The following is a 23665-nucleotide window of genomic DNA, read 5'->3' on the forward strand; positions in this document are numbered from 1 at the left end:
AAAAAGTTTAACGCTATTTAAGAAACTTTAACGTCCTGATTCTGTGAATTAAAAGTCTTATTTTTGAGCATCTGCCACAAATTCCAGGCTCACAGAATTCATACAGTAACGCAGTCCCGTAGGCTTCGGGCCATCATCGAAAACATGTCCAAGATGGGAGTCACATCTTTTGCAAAGAACCTCTACTCTATCCATTCCATAAGACTGATCTCTTACATAATAGACTCCTTCCTTATCCGCTTCAAAGAAACTTGGCCAGCCACAGCTGCTGGAAAATTTGGATGTAGAACGAAACAGGTGATTTCCGCATACCGCGCAATAATATCCTCCTATCTCATCAAATTCATTATATTTTCCGGTAAAAGCTCTTTCTGTTGCTGCTTCTCTGGCGATTGCATACAAGTCTGGCGCGAGGATTTTTTTCCATTCATCATTGGAAACATTAAGTTTTGTAGTATCTGTTCTGGAATAGTATGGATTGTTTTTTGCTTCTGTATTTTCCATAGAGGAGGTTTTAATAGGTTCGTATTTCTGCGTACAAGCCTGCAGAAAAATAACAGGGTGATTGAAACTAAAAATTTCATCGTAAATTTCATTCTTTAACCACAAAAGTTTTGAGGTTTAAAAGCTTTTATTAAGATTAAACGGTTTCATAACCAAATTTAGTAAATTTGAGAATATGAATGACGAAGCAAAAAGAAAACAACTGAGAAAATATAAAGCATTTGCCACAGGATTATTCGTTCTGATGGCTGTTATTTTCATTGTTACCACTATTTTACAGAAGTCTAATACCTCTCATTGGATCGGCTATGTTCGTGCTTTTGCCGAAGCTGCTATGGTTGGGGCCCTGGCTGACTGGTTTGCTGTAACCGCATTATTCCGCCATCCTCTCGGGCTTCCGATTCCCCATACCAACCTGATTGAAAACAGTAAACAAAGATTGGGAGACAACCTTGGAAGTTTTGTTGTAGGTAACTTTCTTTCTCCCCAAAATATACGTCCTTATATCCAAAAACTTAAAGTTTCCAACTTTGTTGGTGAATGGCTGGGTAAGGAAAAGAGCCAGGATATTTTGATTAAAAACCTGTCGGATATTGTTCTTGATATTCTTAATAAGCTTGATGATTCCACGGTAAGCCAGTTTATCAGCAAAAAGGTTTCTGAAATGACGGATGATATAAAGCTGAATAAAGTAGTAGGAAACGGAATCGGTTATATTCTTGAAAAAAATGACCATCAGAGAATCATTACCAATCTTTCTAAACAGATCAAAGAATATATCATAGAGAACGATGAAATGATCAAAGACCGTGTAAAAAAAGGCAGCTACACATTCATCCCTTCTTTTGTAGATAATAAAATTGCAGATAAAATTGCCGACGGACTTTCTGATTTTTTTAAAGAAATAGAAGAAGATCCCCAGCATGAAGTAAGAGGGTTGATAACTCAGAAGATCCATGAGTTTTCTATGGATTTGAAAGAAGATCCGAAATGGGATGAGGAATTTAAAACCATCAAAAACGGACTTCTGAAAAATGACAAACTGGATGAATATTCCAACGACATCTGGGTTTCTATCAAAAAAACACTGATGAAAGAGCTTCAGGAAGAACATTCCGCTTTGAAAAATTATCTTTCTAAAAACCTGAATGAATTTGCACAGAACTTAAAGACCGATGAAAACCTTCAGAACAAAATAGATCATTGGGTTCGGGTAACGGCCTATAAATATATCCTGAAAAACACCCACCAATTCGGCAACCTCATCAGTACAACCGTTGGAAACTGGCAGGGAAAAGAACTTAGTGAAAAACTGGAACTGGAAGTGGGAAAAGATCTGCAGTTTATCCGGGTCAACGGAACGCTGGTCGGCGGGCTGGTGGGGCTTATTATCTACACCATCGCCCATTTCTTCCTCTAAAAAAAACTAACGACAGCCAACAACCATGAAAAAAATATTTTCTTTATTATTTTCTTTAAGTCTCACATTTTTTCTCAGTCAAAAAGTTGAATTAAAGAAAGTAACTGATTCTTCACAGATTTTCACCGGAGAGATTGGAGGAATACCTATTACCATGCAGCTCAACTATACAGGCATCGTAGATTGTGATCAGTATCAGCATTACGTTGACGGATGGTATTATTACGATAAATACAAAAAGAAAATCCCGCTCACCGGAATATATGATTATTATGGCGACCTGTCGTTATATAATTTCGGGACCAAACAAAAACAGAATTCCAGAATTTTAAAAGATCAGATCACATCGCTCCAAAAAGTAGAAAAAACAAATGAAATAGCACAAAAGCTAGCTCCTCTGGAATCTATTATATTGGAAAATATCAGCATGAAAAACAACCCGATTACCGGGATTTTTTCGTTGGGCAAAAAAACTCAGCCCTTGAAATTATTTACAGGTAATGCAATGATCTATCGCCTCAACAATTATCTTTTTCTGCCCAATAATAAAAAGATCAATACATTTGACTTCATTAATAAAGCCGGAGGAAATGAACTTGTTTCCTATTCTTCAGGGGAAAACGGGAACAGGGTCCTTCTGTATTTTGAACAAACCTCTAATTTTAATGCCTGCGGACAATGTGGGGCAAGTGATGGTGAAAAAGGTTACAGAGTTCTTTATTTTACAAAAGACTGGAATTATAAAAACTACGAGGAATTCCTGACTGAAAGCTGCTGGGAAAACATTTATGATACAACGAAAACAAAATCAAAGGATAAAGAAACAATACAATATAAGGTGGGTAAATCTTACTCTTCTCCCGCCTATACATTTACTGTGGATCTAAAAAATGCTTCCATTATAAAGTCAAAATAAAAAAGAGAGTTGTGTAAACTCTCTTTTATTTTATCTCGGTAATCTACTTGCTCTTTTCAGAAGTTCCTTATTGATTTCATTGATCAGTTCCGGTCCTTCATAAATAAATCCTGTATACAGCTGGATCAGGCTGGCTCCCGCATCTAATTTCTCCATTGCATCTTTTGCGGAATGTATTCCTCCTACTCCAATGATTGGGAATGCTCTGTTACTTTTATCAGAAAGGTATTTGATCATTTTTGTACTTCTTTCACGAATCGGCTTCCCGCTAAGGCCTCCGTTTCCAATCTGTTCTAAAACTTCAGGAGAGGTTTTCAGACCTTCTCTGTTGACAGAAGTATTGGAAACTACAATACCATCAATCTTTGTTTCTGCGATCAGATCAATGATTTCGTCTAATTGATTGTTATTAAGATCCGGTGCAATTTTTAGCAGTATAGGCTTCTGTACAGATTTTGACTGGTTGATCTTCTTCACTTCTGTGATCAGCTCTCTCAGATATTCTACATCTTCAAGTTTGGCGTGACTTCCAACGTTGGGACAGCTTACATTCAGTACAAAGTAGTCTACGTGAGGATGAAGACCTTCAAAACAGTCCAGATAATCCTGGGTATAGTTTTCCGGGCTTGTATCCGTATTTTTTCCGATGTTTCCACCGATGATTATTTTTCCTTTGTTGGATTTAAGTTTTTCAATAGCCGCTTCAAGACCTTCATTATTGAATCCCATTCTGTTGATAATTCCGCCATCTTCTATCAAACGGAACAATCTTTTTCTTGGATTTCCTGCCTGTGCTCTTGGGGTTACCGTTCCGATTTCTACAAATCCGAAACCTAAGTCTCCCAATTCGTTGAACAAAACTGCGTTTTTATCGAAACCGGCAGCTAATCCTACGGGATTTTTAAATTTCAATCCGAAAACTTCTCTTTCCAGACGTTTGTCTTCAACAGGTTTTGGGAAAAATAATTTCGTGAGAAATCCAAAATTCTTAAGCATTGAAAATGTAAAGTGATGAACATCTTCAGGATCAAATTTGAAAAGAATCGGACGAATGAGCGATTTATACATTGAAAAAAAGTTTTACAAAATTACTCATTTTAAAATTAATGCTCTATTGATGTATGATATTTTATCGAAATGTTTGATATATAACATCTATAAGTTGGAAACAATCTGTGTAAGCTGCAGATGAGTAAAATATTTAACGCTACGATCGCAAAGAAATATAACACAACCTAAAAACAATTTTGTTCGCAAGGGCGTTTCACTAAGCGAAGTACACGCTATCAGCCTTTGCTGAACGAAGTGCCTTTGCGATCGGAAATAAAAGTTATTTATCAATAAACTTTGCGAGCATTGCGTTAAAATAATAGAGAAATATCTCCATTATCCGCTACATGGAATGAAATAATTAGAAATCCCATCCTTGTCAAGGTGAGGTATTAGCAAATTTTTGGTTTAAAAATTAAGAATATGCACTCAGATCGAATTTAAGAATGTCCCCTACTCTTTTGAACTCTTCATCTATAGTGGCATTTACCGTAATTCTTTCGTTAGAAACAGGATGATTAAAAATCAATTGATGGGCATGAAGCGTCATTTTGCTGATGTCAAATGTTTGAAGCCACAGCTTATTTTGTTTATTGCAGCCGTGTTTTCTACAACCTAAAATAGGATGCAAAATATGTTTAAAATGTTTTCTCAGCTGATGAAACCTTCCCGTTTCAGGAATGGCTTCTACCAGACAATATCTCGAAGTCTGATGTTTTAAAAAGGGTAAATCTATTTCCGAAGTCTGCAAACGACGATAATAAGTAACAGCATTTTGCTTGACTTCATTTTCATTAACCAGGTCGTAATCGACGGTTTCTTCTTCTTTAGCCCAACCACGAAGAATTGCCAGATATTTTTTCTCCACTTCGCGTGAGGAAAACTGTTCGCTCATGATTCTAAGGGTATCTTTATCTAAAGTAAACAACAGAACCCCTGAGGTTTTTCGATCTAAACGATGTACAGGAAACACTTTTTGTCCAATCTGTTTCTTCAACTCCTGGATAGCGTAGGTATCGGCTTCTCCTGCATAGAAGGATTTATGAACCAGTAATCCACTAGGTTTATTGATCGCAATAAGGTGCTCATCTTGATAAAGAATTTCTAACATGGTGCAAAAGTAGAAATTTTCGATTGATCTAGCCCTGATTGTAACGGCATCCTTTTGCAAAGCAAAAGATATAGTGAAAAGCAGGTTCCCGGCTTCTAATTTACTGCATTATAAAAACTTCCATCTTCACGCTTCCATCTTCCCACATTTTCACTATTTTTGCACATCAGACGTAAAAAAATTATGGCAAAGCAAGAAGATGTTTTCAAGAAAGTGATTTCTCACGCTAAAGAATATGGTTTTATTTTCCCATCAAGTGAGATCTATGATGGTTTATCCGCTGTGTATGATTATGGACAGAACGGAGCCGAACTTAAAAATAATATCAAACAATACTGGTGGAAAGCTATGGTACAGCTTAACGAAAATATTGTGGGTATTGATTCGGCAATTTTGATGCACCCTACAACATGGAAGGCATCAGGCCACGTAGACGCTTTCAACGATCCATTGATTGATAATAAAGATTCTAAAAAACGTTTCAGAGCAGACGTTTTGGTGGAAGACTACTGCGCTAAAATTGAAGATAAAGAGAATAAAGAAATCGAAAAAGCAGCGAAAAGATTCGGTGAGGCTTTCGATAAAGATCAGTTTGTTGCCACAAATCCAAAAATTCTGGAATACAGAGCAAAGAGAGAGGCTATTCTTTCAAGACTGGCAAAATCTCTGGAAAATGAAGATCTTGCTGATGTAAAAGCTTTGATTGAAGAGCTTGAAATTGCAGATCCTGATACCGGTTCTAAAAACTGGACAGAAGTAAGACAGTTCAACCTGATGTTCGGAACAAAGCTGGGAGCTTCTGCAGACAGTGCAATGGATCTTTACCTTAGACCGGAAACGGCCCAGGGTATCTTCGTTAACTTCTTAAATGTACAAAAAACTTCACGTCATAAACTTCCTTTCGGTATTGCGCAGATTGGTAAGGCATTCAGAAATGAGATTGTTGCAAGACAGTTTATCTTCAGAATGCGTGAATTTGAACAGATGGAAATGCAGTTCTTTGTTGCTCCGGGAACAGAGCTTGAATTCTACGAGAAGTGGAAACAAAAACGTCTGAACTGGCACTTAGCTTTAGGGTTGGGAAATGATAACTACAGATTCCATGATCATGAGAAATTGGCTCACTATGCGAATGCTGCTGCTGATATTGAGTTTAACTTCCCATTCGGATTTAAAGAACTGGAAGGTATTCACTCAAGAACAGATTTCGACTTAAAGGCGCATGAAGAATTCTCAGGAAGAAAGCTTCAGTTCTTTGACCCTGAAAGAAACGAAAATTATGTTCCTTATGTAGTGGAAACTTCGGTAGGTTTAGACAGATTATTCCTTTCTATATTCTCTCATTGTTTAAAAGACGAAGTATTGGAAGACGGTTCAGAAAGAACAGTTCTATCTTTACCTCCGGCTATTGCTCCAATCAAAGCAGCTATCCTTCCTTTGATGAAGAAAGATGGTTTAGCGGAGTATGCAGAAAAGATCTTCAATGATCTGAAATATGATTTCAATCTGTTCTACGAAGAAAAAGACGCTATCGGAAAACGTTACAGAAGACAAGATGCCATTGGTACTCCATACTGTATCACTATTGACCACGACTCTTTGACGGATCATACCGTAACCATCAGAGACAGGGATACAATGCAGCAGGAAAGAGTTCCTGTTTCAGAGTTGAGACGAATCATCGATGAAAAAACGAACTTCAGAAATTTACTTTCTCAATTATAGTTTAAAAGCCCTGTTTTTCAGGGCTTTTTTATTTTTATCAACATATGAGTTAATTTATTATTTTTATCCCTCAAATTTTAACCATGAAAAAAATAACACTGATGGTGTTTGGATTGATCCAGACATTTGCATTTTCCCAAACCCAGGACCTGACAACCCTTGCCGCTGGGGATCATGTAGGAATGAATGCTCTATTCGATGATAAAGACAATTTGTACGGCTATGTTTCTCTATATTCTTACGGAAAATCCGGTGATAAGACCAAAAAATTTGAATATGTAATTCTGGATAAAAACCTCAACCCTGTTGCCAATAAAGAGTTTGAAGGTGATATCACTGCTGCCTCTTATTTAGGGTATGTCGATTTTAAAGGCCAGATTATCCTAAAACCTTCAATGATAGATTATTCTCTGGTAAAAAGCAGAGAAGTATTTACACCGGTTTCTATGGTGATTGATCCTAAGACAAACTCTATTACCAGAAAAATATATTATGATTATCTGGAAAACGGTACTTTCAAAGAAATCAACGAACCGAAAAGCTGGAAAGAACAGCGTAAGGAAAATCGTGATGAAAAGAAAGATAAAGGGTACAACTACGTTTCTGCCGTAGGTGAACTAAAAGAAGGAGGTTATTTTGCTGTGGAGTATAAAGATTACGGAAAGTATGAAAATAACAACAGCCTCATGAGATTTGATGAAAACAAAAAGGAGGTTTGGAGATATAAATACAATACTGACGGAAGCAAGAAAATTTATTCCACCTTATCTGTTCTGGAAAGAGACGAAAATTACATGTACTGCATCATGAAAAAAGTGAATGAAAAGCAGAAATCATTCAGTCTCCTGGTTCTTGATATGAAAACCGGAAAGGAAACTTCCAACAAGCCGGTAACCGGATTGTCTGATGATACCATAGACAATATTGAATCCTTCTACTCCAATTACAGAAAGCTTGACAATGATAAAAATTTTGATGATAAAGTAGTTCTACTGGGAAGAAACTATGATAACTCCGAATCAGTAGGGTTTGCAAGAATGATGGTGGACAAAAAAAGCTTTACTGCGGATACTAAAACAATCAATTATGAGCCGAATATCTCAGCTTTCCTTCCAAAAGTGAATAAAAACGGAATGGTAGAAAACGGATATATGCTTCAGACCAAAGATATGTATTTTATGAATGACGGAAGTGTAGGAATCCTGTCTGAAAAATATAAACCTGCAGGACAGTATAACGCTCCCAAAACCACAGACCTTGTTTACATCTACACAGACAAAGATTTCAAAGTGAAAAATGTACAGGTATTTGAAAAAGAAAAATCAAAATGGGTAAACAGTGATTACCTGTTTTCACAATACCTCAACGGTGGAAAAGACGTGGTATTTTTCTACCGCGACTATCAGAAAGATGAAGTGACCAAGCAGAAAAGATGGAATTTGTTCATCAATACCATTATTGATGGAAAATTCAAACAGGAGATCATTCCTATTTCTGAAAAAGACAATTATGCGGTAACACCTTATGTAGGAAAAGAGGGCTATATTCTTCTTAGAGAGTATAACGAAAAAGAAAAGTTTAATAAAATCCGTTTGGAGAAATTAAATTACTAATATAAAAAAGAACCCTGATGAAATATCGGGGTTCTTTTACGTTTTGGCTAAAGCCAGTGGAATTTTTTATTATTTTACAACGGGCTCCCTTCGTCTAAGCTCAGGATTATAGCCCGTCCCTATTGATATTTCAATCATTGATAATACAATCAGTTTGCCTTTGCTATGGTTTCATTCGCCTGATAATAATAGTCTGCAATATTCTTTATTTCATCAAGACTTAGGTTCCACATAAAGTTCAGGAACTGCTGATAGCTTTCACTTTGATTCTTAGGTTCAATTCTATCCAGATACCGGTTCAGATTATAGTTTTTTCTGGCTTCATATATTTTGGAAAAGCATCTTCCCAACCAGCTTTTATAATATTTTTCTTCCTCTTCATCCTGCAGAAACTGCATGGCCGCATAAATCCCCTGTCCATAATCTTCTGAGTGGAAATAATTAGGTAAAATTTCCATTCTTGCTGTTTTCTTTAATGTTACAAACAATTCCGACGGTTTTTCCGGAGCAACTGGAGCTTTAAGTTCTGTAAATGTTTTTTTAAGCATCTCAATTCTTCTGGACACTTCAGGATGTGACGCGAGGGAATCTTTATTCAGCTTTTCTTTGTAGAAATTATAATTGTACAGTGAAAAGTCTTCCTTCTTCATCCATTTTTCGTTAAACGCCTGTTTTGGAAGATTAAAAAGCTTTTTATACGTTTCCATCTTCAGTTCCCTTGGTGAAATGGTATCAAAATCCTGCAATCTTTGAAGCGCATTTACAAATTCTACTTTCTTAAAATCACTGTTTTTAAAAATCACATACCCCAAAGAATCTGCCTGCATTTCACTTTGTCTTTTTTCAACCCCTTTTTTATACACTGTATTTTTAAAGATATCAAAAGCTTTCTGATTCTGGCTCTGGCTTCGGCTTGTGGTAGTTGATTTGATATTCTCCACCAATACTTTATCCAATTTATCCTGCTCGATAATTTTTAGAAAGGTTTTCAAGGAATGTTCCTCTATTTTATGCCCCAGTTCATGGGAAATCACGGCCGCAATCTGCTCTTCATTATTAAGCCAGCTGTAAAGCCCCATATTGATTACAAAAGTTCCGTCAGCAAGACAATAAGCATTGGGAGTATTGTCTTTTGCAACCAGAATTTTCAAATCCTGAGGAATGGTGGGATTGTTCTTTTTAAGACGCTGAATCATAGATTGTATGCTGGTTTCAAATTCAGATGTAAAGATAAAATCCTTATTCTTTACCTGCTTTTGAAAGTCTGTTCCGAATTCTTTATAAATTTTGGATAATTCAGAGCCTGTTTTCCCGGAATACTGAGATTTTAATTTCTTTACAGTCGCTTCATTATTTCCTTCAAAACTCTTTAAAAAGGCTTTCCTCTGTATATAATCTGCGGTGTCTATCGGTTTATAAATCTGGGCCATTCCCATGATTGAAAATAAGAAGTACCCCAATACAATAAGTTTTCTGGTCATAGTTTTCATCAATAAGAACAAAAATAACTTATTTGATGATTCATTTTAATTTTTATAGCCAAATTATTCTAAATTTGTTAGAGACCCATTCATGAAAAAATGAGAATACTAAAGTACATGATAGGCGGAGCGGCAGCTGGTGCGGCAGCCGCTTATTTTCTGGGATATGATTATTTATTTAATGGTATTTCCAAAACCTATCTTAAAGGAAAATCAAGTGCATATATTGATGACGGAAATCTTTTCCCGAGCAATCCTATTGCTACAGAAGAACCTATACTCTGGGAAGAAGATCCGGATTACAACAAAAAGGATTTACCTAAACATTTAGTTGACAATTTAAAACACTCCAGAACAGCTTCTTTTGTTGTAATAAAGAATGGGAAAATTCTTCATGAGCAATATTGGGAAGGGTATAATCAGCTTTCACACACTAATTCTTTTTCGATGGCAAAAGCAGTGACTGTCATGTTGCTGGGAAAAGCATTGGAAGAAGGCATTATCTCTGGTATTGATGAAAAGTTATCTGATTTTTATCCGGAATTTAAAAGTAAAACATTCGGAAATCAGGTAACTCTTAAAAACCTGGCTCAAATGGAATCCGGGTTAGACTGGGATGAAAATTACAATAATCCGTTTTTACCCAATGCCAAGGCCTATTATGGGAAAAGCCTTGTAAAAGCGGTATTCTCAAGAAAATTTAAAGAAGAACCGGGAACAAGATTTGAATACCAAAGCGGCACTACACAACTTCTTGGTTTTGCCCTACGAAAGGCTTTGAATCAACCTCTGGCGAGCTATTTATCAGAAAAATTCTGGATTCCTTTGGGAATGGAGCAGAATGCGAAATGGAGCACAGACGATTATGGTATGGAGAAAGCGTATTGCTGCATTCATTCCAATGCAAGAGATTTTGCTAAACTCGGACAGCTTTTTCTGAATGATGGAAAAGCCGGAGATCAGCAGATTCTCAACGCTGATTTTATTGAACAGATGAGAACTCCAACAGAAAAGTCTGATAACATTTATGGAATGGGGCTTTGGATCAATCATGACAACCCTATCAAACATTATTATTTCCTGGGATTACAGGGACAGTATATTATTATGGTTCCGGAGCACAATATCGTTATTGTAAAAACCGGAAGCTACTCCAACAACCCTAAAAATGACAGAGGAAGACCTGATCAGGTAAAATTCTTTGTGAACGAAATTGTACAATTATTCCAATAAATGCTATGGAGAAATACAGCCCGAAAATAGATACCTATATTGAAAAATCACAGGATTTTGCTAAGCCCATCCTGCATTATATCCGTGAAACGATTCATGAATTCTGCCCTGATGCTGAAGAAACCATGAAATGGAGTTTCCCCCATTTCATCTATAAAGGAAAAAACCTGTGTGCTATGGCTTCCTTCAAGCAACACTGTACTTTTGGATTCTGGCTGGAAAAGGAAATGAAAACCATGCAGGAGATGACTCAGAATATCGAGAAGAATTCAATGTTCAGCTTAGGAAAAATAACAGCATTGGAAGATCTTCCCTCCAAACCTCAGCTTCAAAAAGCCATTAAAGAAGCCATGGAACTTACGGATATGGGTGTCACTATGAAGAAAGCGCCACCTTCTAAGACAGAAATGGAAGTTCCCGACTATTTTCAGTCAGCCCTAGATGCCCGACCTGAAACGCTTGAAGTTTTTGAAAAAGCTTCCCCGTCCTTCAGAAAGGAATATATTTCCTGGATTACGGAAGCCAAAACAGAAACCACCAGAAATAAAAGAATGGAACAGTCTCTGGAATGGATAGCCGAAGGTAAAGGAAGAAACTGGAAATATGAAAGAAAATAATTCTAATGAAACCTGAAATTAGCTTCCGGCAATGTATTTTTTTTCAGGAAAGCCTCATATTCCGGAGACAGCTTTGCGCGTCCGAAGGTATTTTCACCACTCATGCTTCCAAGGCGAACTTTATCTTTACCATATTTCCTGTTCATGGCATCCATAGCTTTCATTACGGGAAGGTGCTGGTTTTGTATATCTTCTTCAAAAAGACTGATTTGTCTCTGGTCTTCAGGCACAAAATCGTTCACCATCACTCCAGCTCTTTTATAATGAAACCCTTCTCTGTGAATGGCTTCAAAAAGTTCATTAACCACTCTTCCTATTAAGATTGATGAGTTGGTAGGATTGGAAAGAATCCGGGTCATTGCATTTCTGTATTCAGGCAGATCTTTTCTAAAACGGTTGGTCTGTACAAAAACAGTGATCATTTTACAACAGGTATTCTGCTTTCTTAGTCTCTCTGAACAGTACATTCCAAAAGTTTCTACCCTTTCTCTTACTTCTTCTTTTTTCGTAAGCATCTGCATAAAGCTTCGGGTAACAGCTATAGATTTTTTAGGAGAAGGAGTATCCAGCTCCAGCTGACGAATACCTTTCAGTTCATTGATCATCCTTACTCCATGAATTCCCATAATCTTCCGAACCCATATTTCAGGTTTCTGAAGAAGATCCCAGGCTTTATAAACACCATTGTCATTCATTTTGACAGCCAGTCTTCTTCCGATTCCCCAAACGTCACCGATATTAAGCCATTTCAGTGCCTTTTCAATTTTTTCAGGGGTATCCAGAATATACACCCCATTAAAATTATCCGGAAAATCTTTTACAATTCTATTCGCAACTTTGCATAAAGTCTTCGTGGGAGCAATTCCGATGCTTACAGGAATATTTTCTTTCTCGTCAATTTCTTTTTTGATTTTAAAGCAATATTCATAAATATCGATGTATTTAAATCCTGTTAAATCAAGGAAAAGCTCATCAATACTGTAGACTTCATGATCAAGAACATAGGATTTGGCAATATTGATGACCTGCTGGCTTTTATAGTTATACAGTTCAAATTTTGCAGAAAAACTTTTCACATCATACTGCTGAAAAAGCTCCTTGTACTTGAATGCCGGCGCCGCCATAGGAATTCCCAGGTCTTTTGCTTCTTTACTTCTGGATACAACACATCCATCGTTGTTGGAAAGAACCACAACGGGTCTGCCTTCAAGATCAGGATCCAAGGTCCTTTCACAGGAAACAAAAAAATTGTTACAATCTACCAGAGCATACATGACAATTGTATCGTAAATATCTGTACAAAATTATAGTTTTTAAAGAATAAAATAATCTTTTAGTCCATAATTAACATCATATTTAACAGTCTGAAAAACAAATGAATAAATTTTTTAAATGCGACATGTTTTGTCGTATAAGCACTTTAATTTTGTTTTCAAAAACATTATCGTGATACAAATCAAATCATTCTCAAACGCTCTTCCTCAAGGTCAATCTGGTAAAGCTGATGGCGAATAATTTCTTCATTTACGGAAATATCTTTATTGAGTTCTGAAAGGAACTGCCTCTGGCTTTCCAGCATTTCAAAAAAGATATCTTTTGTTTTTTCATTCATCCATTCAGTTTCATTGGCCTGTATTTTTTCTTCCCAGTGCTTCAGCATTCTTTCTAATCCTGCATGGCTGTTCAATTCACTTTCATGTTTATTTTTAAGAAAATGATAAATGTGCTGTTTCAGCTTGTGCTTTATTTCTTCCCTGGCCTGTTTATCTTTCTCTTCATCTGTAAAGTCATCAAATACATGACCATATTTTATAAAGTATGGCAATGTGAGCCCCTGAACAAGTAATGTAAGCAGGATCACAACAAAAGTAATGAACAGAATAAGGTTTCTGTTGGGAAAAGGAAGTCCGTTTTCAAGATTAATTGGAATCGCCAGTGCGGCTGCCAATGAGACAACACCTCTCATACCCGTCCATCCAAGCATAAGGGGCATCAGCAGACGTCTTCTTCCGGAGGAAGCACGGGGTGCAACACCTGGTCTGAAAATCAAAGTGGCAAGCATTGCAGCATAGGAACTTATGATTCTGGCAGCAATCAGAATACCGGTCACCAATATTCCATATTGAATGGCTATTTTCAAAGAAATACCTTCGGACCTGAGACCGCCAACAATTTCAGGAAGCTCAAGTCCGATAATTAAGAATACAATACCATTCAGAATGAAAACAAAACTCTCCCATACACTATAGCCTCTTATACGGCTGGTACTATTTAAGAATATCATCCGTTTGCCTGACATATATAACCCTCCACAGACTACAGCCAGGACTCCGGACGCATGAAACTGTTCTGCAATCCAATACATGAGGTAAGGCTCAATAAGTGTCAATGCAATATCTGAAGAGGCATCTGTAGGAAGTTTCCTGTGGGCCTGTACAAAAAGCCATGCTAATACCAACCCGATTCCTGCCCCTCCTATTATCATCCATAAAAAATTCAACGAAGCTTCCTGCCATACAAACTGACCGGTTCCTACGGCAATTAAAGCAAAACGGAATATAATCAGTGAAGAAGCATCATTCAGCAGACTTTCTCCTTCCAGAATAGCAGATGTTGTAGAGGGTATTTTTACAAACTTCATGATGGCTCCTGTACTTACCGCATCAGGCGGAGATACAATTCCTCCCAGCAGAAATCCGAGTGCAATAGTAAATCCGGGTATAAAGTAATTAGCTGTAACCGCAACGGCAAGTGCGGTGAAAAAGACCACTAAAAAAGCAAAGCTTCCAATAATACGCCACCATCTTTTCATTTCTTTAAAAGAGATAGACCAGGCTGCTTCAAACAGCAGAGGGGGTAAAAAAATAAAGAAAATGAGATCCGGATTGATCTTTACCACCGGAAGACCAGGCACAAAACTAACAAGAAGTCCAAATACGACAAGCAAAATAGGATAAGCAATTTTTAGTTTTGCCGCCCACATATTCAGCAGCACGATGGCGGCTATCATAGCAAGTAAAAAAGGTAAGATGGTGTGCATTTGATATTGTGTTTTTATCTGTCATATTTACTACTTCTATTTGGTTTTTAAAAATTTAAAGCAATCTTTTTTCCTGTTCTGTATGTTTATTCCCTGAGAATGAATGTTCTTAAATTTTAAACGAATTTCTGATAAAACACGTCAAGTTCCGTCGCTTCTGTTCTATACTTTTGTTATCATACAAAATAAGAAATATGGATAAAGTAACCTTAGAACGAATTCAGAAACTTCACCCGATGGTAAGAGATGAAGTAAAGCAAATCATACAAGAATGTGATGAAGCCCTTACCGGAAGAGCCAGGATACGGATCACTCAGGGACTAAGATCTTTTGAGGAACAGGAAAAGCTGTATGCAATCGGAAGAATTACTTCAGGAAAAAAGGTGACCAATGCCAAGGCAGGACAAAGCATCCACAATTATGGTCTTGCTGTAGATATCTGCCTGATGATCGACGGTAAAACAGCAAGTTGGGATACAGCAAAAGACTGGGACAATGACAAGGTTGCCGATTGGTATGAATGTGTAAAGATCTTTGCCCGCCATGGCTGGGACTGGGGCGGAAACTGGAAAACATTCAAGGATCTTCCCCACTTTGAAAAAAAGAGTATTCCTTCTAAAAAAGGTCCTGTAAAAACCAGCTGGAGGACACTCTTGAAGATGCCGAGAGATAAGCAGAATTATGTTGTTTTTTAGTTTCCATTTATTCAAATTCAAAAAACAAAATCAAATATAACTCATTGATTTACAGTTGTATTTTTTAACAAAATTAATTAAATCCATTTATAATACGACAAGTTCTGTCGCTTCCCCCATCTATCTTTGCTTTATAAGAAAACACCAAAAGCAATCTTTATAATAAGCTGAAACCAATAGACATTTTTTCGAAAATCTATTGGTTTTACTTGTCTAAAGCTGCCAAATGTTTCTTTAAAAAAATGAAAAAATAACATGAAAAAGACAACCATTCTTTCTTTGGACGGGGGCGGAATAAGAGGAATCATCACCTGCATTATTCTACGCTACATAGAAGAACAGCTCCAGTATTATGATAAGCCCACGGCAAAGCTTGGGGATTATTTTGATCTGGTGGCAGGCAGCAGTACCGGAGGTCTGATTGCTTCTATTATTCTATGTCCCGACGAAACCCGAAAAGCAAAATATTCTATTCAGAAAGGATTAGAATTATATGCGGAAAAGGGCGGCGATATCTTCCAGGTTTCCTTTTGGGAAAAACTGGTTAATCCATTCGGATTATTGAATGAAAAAATTCCACAGGAATCTCTTGAAAGGAATTTAAATGACTTTTTTGGAAATTTAGAATTAAAAGAATTAATAAAACCATGTTTAATAACAAGTTACGATATTGAAAACAGAAGAGCAAAGATTTTCAACTCATGGAAAGCCAACCTCAGCACAGATAACTTTTATGTAAAAGATATTTGCAGGGCGACTTCGGCCGCACCAACGTATTTTAGTCCGGTACAGATCAAATCCATGTATGGCCAGATCTTCAGCCTGATTGACGGTGGAATGTTTGCGAATAATCCTGCTCTTTGTGCCTATGCAGAAGCTAGAAAAATTCCTTTTGCAGAGGTTTTAAAAAATCATCAGAAAGCCAACCATCCGAGTGTAAATGATATGATTATTGTTTCTATCGGAACAGGAATTGAAGCCAGACCTTATCCTTTTAAAAAACTGGAAAAAGCCGGAAAAATTGGCTGGGTAAGCCCGATTATTGATATTTTAATGTCTGCCAATGCAGAAACGGTAGACTATCAGTTGGAACAGATGTTTCAGACACTGGGTTTGAGAAATCAGAAAAACTATTACCGCCTGAATCCTTCGCTGAAAAGCGCTTCTCCTGCAATGGATAACGTAAGAAGGTCTAATATTGAAAATCTGATACAGGCCGGATTGAGCTATATTGATGACAACAGAGAAATCTTAAACCAGATTGTTCAAAAACTCATCAAAAATAAAATATAAGCTTTGGACCTTATAACTGATTAATATAAGCTCTAAAGATTATATTTAAAAGTAGAAAATATTTTTTTAACACGTCAAGTTTTGTCGTTTTGCCCCACTACCTTTGAAGTATCAGAAAGACACAAAACAACAATCTATAAAAATTTTTAAAAAGCCTTTGAATTCAACATCCACTTATGCTGAACAGCCTGAAATATGTTCAAAATATAACCAGCACATTAGAACACAAAACATGGAAACTCCCAATCTTAATACCAACATACTCTTCGATGAAAACCTCTATACTATAGAATGGAGTGACATTGAAAAGACTGAGATAGATTATGAAAACTATCTCAATGACATTGAAAACTTCTTCAGAGAAGATTTTGAAGAAACAATACTTGAAGAAGATACTCTTTAAATAAAAAAATAAAACACGACAAAGTTCTGACGCTGTCCAATACTATTTTTGAAATCTCTATAATACGCGCACAGCAATCTCATTAAACATTCTCAACATCTTTGATTCACCATTCACAAAATGCTGGACAGCCAGAACTATGTCTGAAAAATATAGTATAAAAAGTGAATCTGTTTCCCTAAGACAGGACACAACAATCAATTTATTAACTAACAAATCACACAATGTTTTATGAAAACAAAAGAAGAATTAAAAAAATATTTCGAAAACGGAGATATTCCAGTACAGGAAGAATTCTGGGAGTGGCAGGAATCTTATTGGCATAAAGATGAAAAAATTCCGGCTGATAAACTAGACTATGACCTATCTCAAAAAGCAGATGCAAATGCTTCTAATCTAAGTCCTCAAAATACACAGCTCTGGAAAGATAAAATTGAAACTCAAACAACTATTCAGGCTCCACAACTGAACGGAAACGTCTTAACAGTATTTTATACAGGTGAAAATGGTGTCCAGCAAAGTAAATCGGTAGATTTAAGCAGTTTAGTAACCCGTGATATCAATATTGAGAATGCGGTATATGATGCCTCTCAAAATATTATTACAATTATCCAGAATGATGGTTCAGCCTTTCACATTAATCTTTCAGAATTCAGTATCATTCCGGCGACCAATTCTGATGGAAGTGTAACATTGTCTCAGGAAGGACAGGAAAAAGTCACCCTGAAAAAAGTGGCTGTAACAGGCAGCTATAATGATCTTTCTGATAAACCGTCCTTTAGTGGGAATGATAATTTACAAAATGTTATTGATAGAAATAACGGAACAACCAAGCCTATTATTTTCCAACCGGGCGAAGGCAGAGCAGGTGAAATAAATTTCAGCCCTACAACTTACTCTTTATGGTTCGGAAATATGAATACAGATCATACCGGAACATATGGAATCGGAATCGGATACAATACTCTGCCAAAGCTAACAACCGGGCTAAGTGATATTGCTATAGGAGGTTTTGCAGGTGCAAATTTAACAACAGGAGATTGGAATACTCTTGTTGGGGTAAATAGCGGCTCTCTTTTAACTACCGGAAGCTATAATGTAATGATAGGCACCGAGGCTGGCAAAAACTCAACATCTGCTCTCTCATGCACGTATGTTGGAGATGAATCAGGTGTTAAAAATATCGATGGAAAATATAATACTGCTTTAGGAGTTGGAGCCGGATACTGGCTTACTCATGGAGTTCAAAACACATTCCTTGGAGCCTATGCCGGTCAGACTCACGGAAAAGTTACCACTTCAGGCGCATGGGGTTCCAATACATTCATCGGATATAACGCAGCCTCTACCACTCATGCTATGGGTGTTTGGGGAGATAACAACGTTGTCATCGGCTGTAATGCCCCACTGGGAGGTTCAACATTTAACAAGCTGGTTATTGAATCAAATCCGGTAGCAAGACGTCATGATTTTGTTACGCCTCTAATTGGTGGTGACTTTGCCGCAAGAACACTTGATTTTGACGCTGTTGTTTCTGCAAGAAGAACTCCTCTCGCTGACAACACTTATACAAAAGTAGCTGTTCTGAATGCCGGTAATGTATTTGGATATAAAAACTTATCAGATTTTACTGATTTTGTCCCATTGACAGGAACCTCTGGAACTCCTGTAACCGGTAATATTCAATTCACAAATGAAGATTCCACGGAAAGACTTCTTTATAGAATCAACGAACCTGACCGCGTAAAAAGTGCCCTCGGTTTATTTTCTGAATCTGTAATGATGTTTTCGGGTGACTTAGATGGGACGAATGTTGCAAGTGTTGATGTAAGTAAAGAAAATGGGGTTTTCGCGTTTGGTCATGGTTCGCATTTGATGCTAAATGATGCAGGTGCTTCTTTAAGACAAACCAATGGAGGAACAGTAAAAGGAATTTTTGTAAGCTCAAATCCTGATGAACCGGTATTTATAGAACATGAAACGATAAATTCCCGGGGATTAAGTTCTAAAACTTATTTCGGAGACAATGCCCAGGAAAATGATTACATCCAGAAACAATATGCAGACAAACAGCATTCCTACAGTACTAAAGAAGAGCTGACAGGTGGGAAATGGATCAACGGAAAGCCTGTTTACAAGAAAACCTTATATCTGGATCAGATTCCAAGAACAGGTGAAATTGATCTGAAGACTGAATTCCCGGATCTCGAAACTATTATCTCCAACGAAATGTTTACAGAATGGTATGATCTTAAAACCGCATTTGCAGGTAACCAATGGCGAACAAAAGCCTACATCACCATCGAAAGAGAAATGGCTATCATAGAACTATTGAACGTACCTGATTATGATTATTCCCGTATCAACTCATTTACGCTAACTCTTGAGTACACAAAAAAATAAACAAAAATGCCAACAAACAATACATCAACAAAATCCGCACTTACCGTCGGAAAATCCTTAATAGGAGAAGGAATTATTAATTATAAACAAACAAACACTATGAACACCAGCAATCCATCACAAACACTTTTCAGATTCGTAAGCTTAAGAAGTCCGCAATTACCCGATGAAGATAAACAAAGTAAAAAATTCATTACAATTCCGGATTCTTTAAAAAGCGATAATACATTTTATATACCTGTAGCCTCAGGAACAAGGCCCAAGCAGGAATTGCTAAAAGAAAGAGCTGCTTTTTTTGCCCAAAGTGCCAGTTTTATTGCTGATATGGATACATTGAAACAAACCTATGGTATTGTGTACGATTACGCACTTTGGCTTGCAAAAAATAAAAACACTTGTTCTTATAATCAATTTAATGGGAAAAAGAATCAGGTAAAACTTTCCTCTTCTTACGCATTTCCCGATCTCATCAACTTATGGAACAATTTAATTTATCAGATTGCTACTCATAAAGACTTTTATGTTAAAGAAGGGTTGATGCAGGTTTTATTGGCAGCTCATACTCTTGTCCTTGAAAATTCAGCTCCAGGCGAAGATGAATACAAAGATTTATTATCCGCAAGAGTTGTAGTTCCCAGAGAGCTGATGCTGGATACTCCGGATGCCAGCCCTATTGGCATTGCTGCAAAAATGGAGGAGCAAGAATCGGGAGAAGTTACATCACCATCCTCTTATATGGAAAAGCAGCAAAATATCCAGGAGGGGCAGGCTCTTCTTAAGAGATATGAAGTGTTAACCAAAGAGATGTCTCTTATTGAAAACAGCTATAAAAAAGAATATAGCCGGGAATATAAAATCAGTGAAGAAAAACATAACGAATCCAACCAATCTATTCTTGATGAATATTATGCCCGCGTAGAAGAAGCAAGAAGAAAATATTGTGAGATCAGAAACCCTGAGTTGCCTTATGATCCTGAAGATCCTTGTAACAAACCAGAAGAAATTCCTTATCCGAAACTTCCGAAATTTGAGTTCTCGTTCCGCCCTGAAGTAGATGCAAGAACGCTTGTAAATGGGTTAAAACCCGACAGTATTGATACAATATTATCTCTTTTAGAATATGATTTTTCAGAGACAGATAAAGAAAGGGTTGATAACTCATCACTCATTGATAGTTTACTGGCAGGAAGAAATACGTTCAATGAATTAAAAGACATTATCTCCAATGCTACAGATAGAGCCAATAAAGTTGTTCTGGATAATATCATGGATAATTCTGAAAGCTATACAAGCATTGGTGGAGTTATTCTTCCTGTCTCAAGAATAGAAACGATTCCTTTTACCTATCAGTTATGTCCAAGGCATATTTTAAGAAATACGTGTCTGGACCTATCTATCGATGTTCCTGATGCTTCCTGGAATGTAGCAAGTATGAACTATACTTTCTATACCAATGCAGGACCTATTTCCGGTACTTATTTTGAAAAAAGCCGTGTTGGTAATAAGATTTTCTTAAGTAAATTATTAGGAAGCGCAACAACAGACGGTGTATACATTTCTCAAACAGAGAACTTTACAATGGATGTTAAAATCACCTTTACCAATGGTAAGGTAACGACTTTCTTCCCAAGAATTATTTCGATGAAGTCCTGCTACACCTCATCTTTTGAGTTTGTAAATGAAATTAAAGATCCTGTTCAGGAACCTGATGATTCTTATATCCCTTCCGGATTTGGATTTAAGCAAATCGGTATTGCTGACTACCTTAAAGTAGAACAGACTACCCATGCTTATGTAGAAGGAGAGGTGGCACACATCGAAAACGTAATGGCCCGTGAGTATCGTGAAAAGGCAACAAGAAGGCTAAGAAGAAGCGAAAACACTACTACTACATCTTCAGATACTGAAAGAGAAAAACTTACGGACACCACTACCGCAACCAGATTTGAAATGCAGACTGAGATTGCCAAAATGATGCAGGAATCCAGAGATGCCAATGTACAGGCACATTTTGATGCTACCTGGAAAACTGGAACAGGAGCAATGGGTGCAACAATAAGTACAGGAATTGCCGGTGGATATGCCACTCATTCTTCCAAAGAAGAAAGTACAAGACAAGCGCTTACCCAGGCTCAGGATATTACAGCAAGAGCATTAGACAGAGTAGTCACAAAAGTTCATGAAGAAAGAATTGAAAAGATTATTGAAGAGTTTGAAGAGAATAACAAACACGGCTTTGATAATACCAAAGGAGATAAGCATGTTGTAGGTGTTTTCCGTTGGGTTGACAAACTTATGAAAAACCAGATCTATAATTATGGCAAGCGTCTGATGTTCGAATTTATGATTCCTCAACCTGCTAAATTACATACATTGGGAATGACATTGGATAATTCAGCAACAAAGAGCGATCTTGTAAAACCTGAAGACCCAAGAAAAGCAAGCTATCTGCCATTAGAAAACTATTCATCTTTAGGTAACGAAGCTGCATTAAAATATTGGATAAGTAAATACAATGCTGAAATTGATGAGAGACCTGCAGAATCCTTTGCTATAAGTAAATCATTCAGTGGACGCGATGGAAACTTCGGAGGAAAAGATGATGACAAGGTTCAGATCGTAAACGGAAATGGAGAAGTTGAAGTGCCGGAAGGTTATTTATTAAAAACTGTTGATTATACTTTCCAAACCTACCCACACAGCTTTAAAGGTGCTCACCAGGCTTTCATGACTATTGGAGGACAAGGTACTTCCTGGATCTCTTCACCCAACAGTACACAGATGAGTGGAACAACAACAACCCTGAATATCAAAAATAAACTGGAATTTAGTTTTGCTACAGGAGAAAGCCCAATTATGCAAGGTACTCTGAAACTAAATTTAGAACTTACTCCAGAAGCAAGAAATGCATGGCTTCAGAAAACATTCAAAGCCATTATTGACAGCTATGAAAAGGCTTTAGCAGTTTACGAACAGAAAATAGCAGAAGAAAAAGCTACCGGTATCCAGATTAAAGGGTCCAATCCAGGATTCTATCGTCAGATCGAGAATACGGTACTCCGTAAAAACTGTATCTCTTATATGATCAACAGATCAGCTAATTCTTCCCATGGTTATGGTATGGCAGGACTAACTACCGGAAGTACCTTTACAGATTATGAAACAGATCTGTCAACCAAACTTGATAAATATACTGCCTTCCTTAAGTTTATGGAACAGGCATTTGAATGGGAAAACCTTTCTTATTATCTGTATCCTTATTATTGGGCTAATAAAACAGAATGGACTAATCTTTACCAGGCTGAAGATGTAGACCCATTATTCAGAGCGTTCCTGCAAAGTGGTATGGCAAGAGTGGTTGCTACGGTACGTCCTGGATTTGAAGATGCTGTTCAGTTCTACATGGCAACAGGTAAAATCTGGAATGGAGGCGAAGTTCCTGTCATTGGAGACTCTCTTTATCTATCTATTGTAGATGAAATGAAACAGCCTAAAGGCATAAAACAAGGAAAAGCCTGGATTACCAGACTTCCAACTCCATTAAATATTCTTCAGGCAGAAAGTATCGGCTTAAAAGTAGAGCATGCTTTACCATTTAGTACTGAAGATCCAAATGAATTTGAAGTGCCGGGCGATGTCATCACAGAAAGTAACTTCGTGAAAGATAATTCTTTGATGGGAAACAAATCCAGCATAAAACAGATCCAGTTCTCTCTGAAAGAATTAGATAGTACAGGCTCATATAATACTATTGGAGACCTTGACCAAGCAGGCGAGTTTCCCAGAAAATACGAATGCATGGGACAGACCATTGAGGTTGTAAGAGACGCAATATGGGCAAAAACAGATTCCCTAATGAAAGTTTATGGAGCTTTGGCTTCCGGACTTTCAGGAATAGACGGTATTGAAGCTTTTGCCAATACCGAGAATGGGGTTACCATCCGAGTGGATATAGACAAAATCAAAAATTTCAAATTTGTCAAACCTCCTTATTCAGAAATGTCAGACACATTAGCCTTTACAACGGATGGAATTAATTTCCTGAAATTTGCTGATGATTTCTTCACCGGTTCATCAAACCGACTATTTGACAAAGATGATAAGTTGGTTGAGGCCCAAGAATATGCTGAAAAGCTTTCTCTATCAAGATTCCTAATTTAA

17 protein-coding genes are annotated in these 23665 nt (G+C 37.1%); 11 read left to right on the forward strand and 6 right to left on the reverse strand.

Translation table 11 applies throughout. The features are described from left to right. Positions 1-57: 57 nt before the first annotated feature. A complete protein-coding gene (msrB, locus tag FN817_RS06760; protein ID WP_185149900.1) occupies positions 58-504 on the reverse strand; it encodes a peptide-methionine (R)-S-oxide reductase MsrB in 447 nt (148 codons plus the stop codon). Between the two features lie 175 nt (positions 505-679). Between msrB and FN817_RS06765 the strand changes: the two genes are divergently transcribed. Beyond that, entirely contained in the window at positions 680-1924 is a 1245-nt protein-coding gene (locus tag FN817_RS06765) for a DUF445 domain-containing protein (RefSeq protein ID WP_142717275.1), read from the forward strand. A 25-nt stretch (positions 1925-1949) separates the two neighbouring features. Next, on the forward strand, positions 1950-2840 hold the full coding sequence (locus tag FN817_RS06770) for a hypothetical protein (protein ID WP_142717276.1): 891 nt from the start codon (positions 1950-1952) through the stop codon (positions 2838-2840). A 30-nt stretch (positions 2841-2870) separates the two neighbouring features. Here the strand turns inward: FN817_RS06770 and FN817_RS06775 are convergent, their stop codons facing one another. Both FN817_RS06775 and FN817_RS06780 read right to left on the reverse strand, forming a co-directional pair. Continuing rightward, the gene (locus tag FN817_RS06775; RefSeq protein WP_142717277.1) at positions 2871-3908 is read right to left on the reverse strand and encodes a quinone-dependent dihydroorotate dehydrogenase; all 1038 of its coding nucleotides are present in this window, start codon (positions 3906-3908) and stop codon (positions 2871-2873) included. Between the two features lie 397 nt (positions 3909-4305). Beyond that, positions 4306-5001 (reverse strand): pseudouridine synthase, encoded by a 696-nt coding sequence (locus tag FN817_RS06780; protein WP_142717278.1) that lies wholly within the window; start codon positions 4999-5001, stop codon positions 4306-4308. A 183-nt stretch (positions 5002-5184) separates the two neighbouring features. Between FN817_RS06780 and FN817_RS06785 the strand changes: the two genes are divergently transcribed. Together FN817_RS06785 and FN817_RS06790 are read left to right on the forward strand one after the other, a co-directional pair. Then, positions 5185-6726 carry a glycine--tRNA ligase gene (locus tag FN817_RS06785; RefSeq protein ID WP_142717279.1) on the forward strand — a complete coding sequence of 514 codons (1542 nt, stop codon included), beginning with the start codon at positions 5185-5187 and terminating at the stop codon, positions 6724-6726. A gap of 83 nt (positions 6727-6809) precedes the next feature. Next, positions 6810-8339, forward strand: coding sequence for a hypothetical protein (locus FN817_RS06790; protein WP_142717280.1), 1530 nt, complete (start codon positions 6810-6812; stop codon positions 8337-8339). Between the two features lie 149 nt (positions 8340-8488). On the opposite strand, the gene FN817_RS06795 is transcribed toward FN817_RS06790, so the two are convergent. Beyond that, positions 8489-9820 carry a M48 family metalloprotease gene (locus tag FN817_RS06795; protein ID WP_228451495.1) on the reverse strand — a complete coding sequence of 444 codons (1332 nt, stop codon included), beginning with the start codon at positions 9818-9820 and terminating at the stop codon, positions 8489-8491. Positions 9821-9919: 99 nt separating this feature from the next. On the opposite strand from FN817_RS06795, the gene FN817_RS06800 reads away from it, so the two are divergent. Further along, the gene (locus tag FN817_RS06800; RefSeq protein WP_142717282.1) at positions 9920-11053 is read left to right on the forward strand and encodes a serine hydrolase domain-containing protein; all 1134 of its coding nucleotides are present in this window, start codon (positions 9920-9922) and stop codon (positions 11051-11053) included. A 5-nt stretch (positions 11054-11058) separates the two neighbouring features. Further along, the gene (locus FN817_RS06805; RefSeq protein WP_142717283.1) at positions 11059-11670 is read left to right on the forward strand and encodes a YdeI/OmpD-associated family protein; all 612 of its coding nucleotides are present in this window, start codon (positions 11059-11061) and stop codon (positions 11668-11670) included. Positions 11671-11672: 2 nt separating this feature from the next. On the opposite strand, the gene FN817_RS06810 is transcribed toward FN817_RS06805, so the two are convergent. After that, complete coding sequence (locus FN817_RS06810; RefSeq protein WP_142717284.1) at positions 11673-12944, reverse strand: Y-family DNA polymerase; 1272 nt, start codon at positions 12942-12944, stop codon at positions 11673-11675. A gap of 182 nt (positions 12945-13126) precedes the next feature. Then, positions 13127-14710 carry a Na+/H+ antiporter gene (locus tag FN817_RS06815; protein WP_142717285.1) on the reverse strand — a complete coding sequence of 528 codons (1584 nt, stop codon included), beginning with the start codon at positions 14708-14710 and terminating at the stop codon, positions 13127-13129. 194 nt (positions 14711-14904) lie between these two features. Between FN817_RS06815 and FN817_RS06820 the strand changes: the two genes are divergently transcribed. From FN817_RS06820 to FN817_RS23325, 5 genes are all read left to right on the forward strand, one after another. After that, positions 14905-15405: a M15 family metallopeptidase gene (locus tag FN817_RS06820; RefSeq protein ID WP_142717286.1), complete on the forward strand. Its 501-nt coding sequence runs from the start codon at positions 14905-14907 to the stop codon at positions 15403-15405. 255 nt (positions 15406-15660) lie between these two features. Then, positions 15661-16698, forward strand: a complete 1038-nt coding sequence (locus tag FN817_RS06825) for a patatin-like phospholipase family protein (RefSeq protein ID WP_142717287.1) — start codon at positions 15661-15663, stop codon at positions 16696-16698. A gap of 157 nt (positions 16699-16855) precedes the next feature. Further along, entirely contained in the window at positions 16856-17101 is a 246-nt protein-coding gene (locus FN817_RS06830) for a hypothetical protein (RefSeq protein WP_142717288.1), read from the forward strand. A gap of 231 nt (positions 17102-17332) precedes the next feature. Beyond that, a complete protein-coding gene (locus FN817_RS06835) occupies positions 17333-19504 on the forward strand; it encodes a hypothetical protein (RefSeq protein ID WP_142717289.1) in 2172 nt (723 codons plus the stop codon). Positions 19505-19510: 6 nt separating this feature from the next. After that, positions 19511-23665 (forward strand): hypothetical protein, encoded by a 4155-nt coding sequence (locus FN817_RS23325; protein WP_185149901.1) that lies wholly within the window; start codon positions 19511-19513, stop codon positions 23663-23665.

Origin of the sequence: Chryseobacterium rhizoplanae (assembly GCF_900182655.1) — a bacterium.
GTDB lineage: Bacteria > Bacteroidota > Bacteroidia > Flavobacteriales > Weeksellaceae > Chryseobacterium > Chryseobacterium rhizoplanae.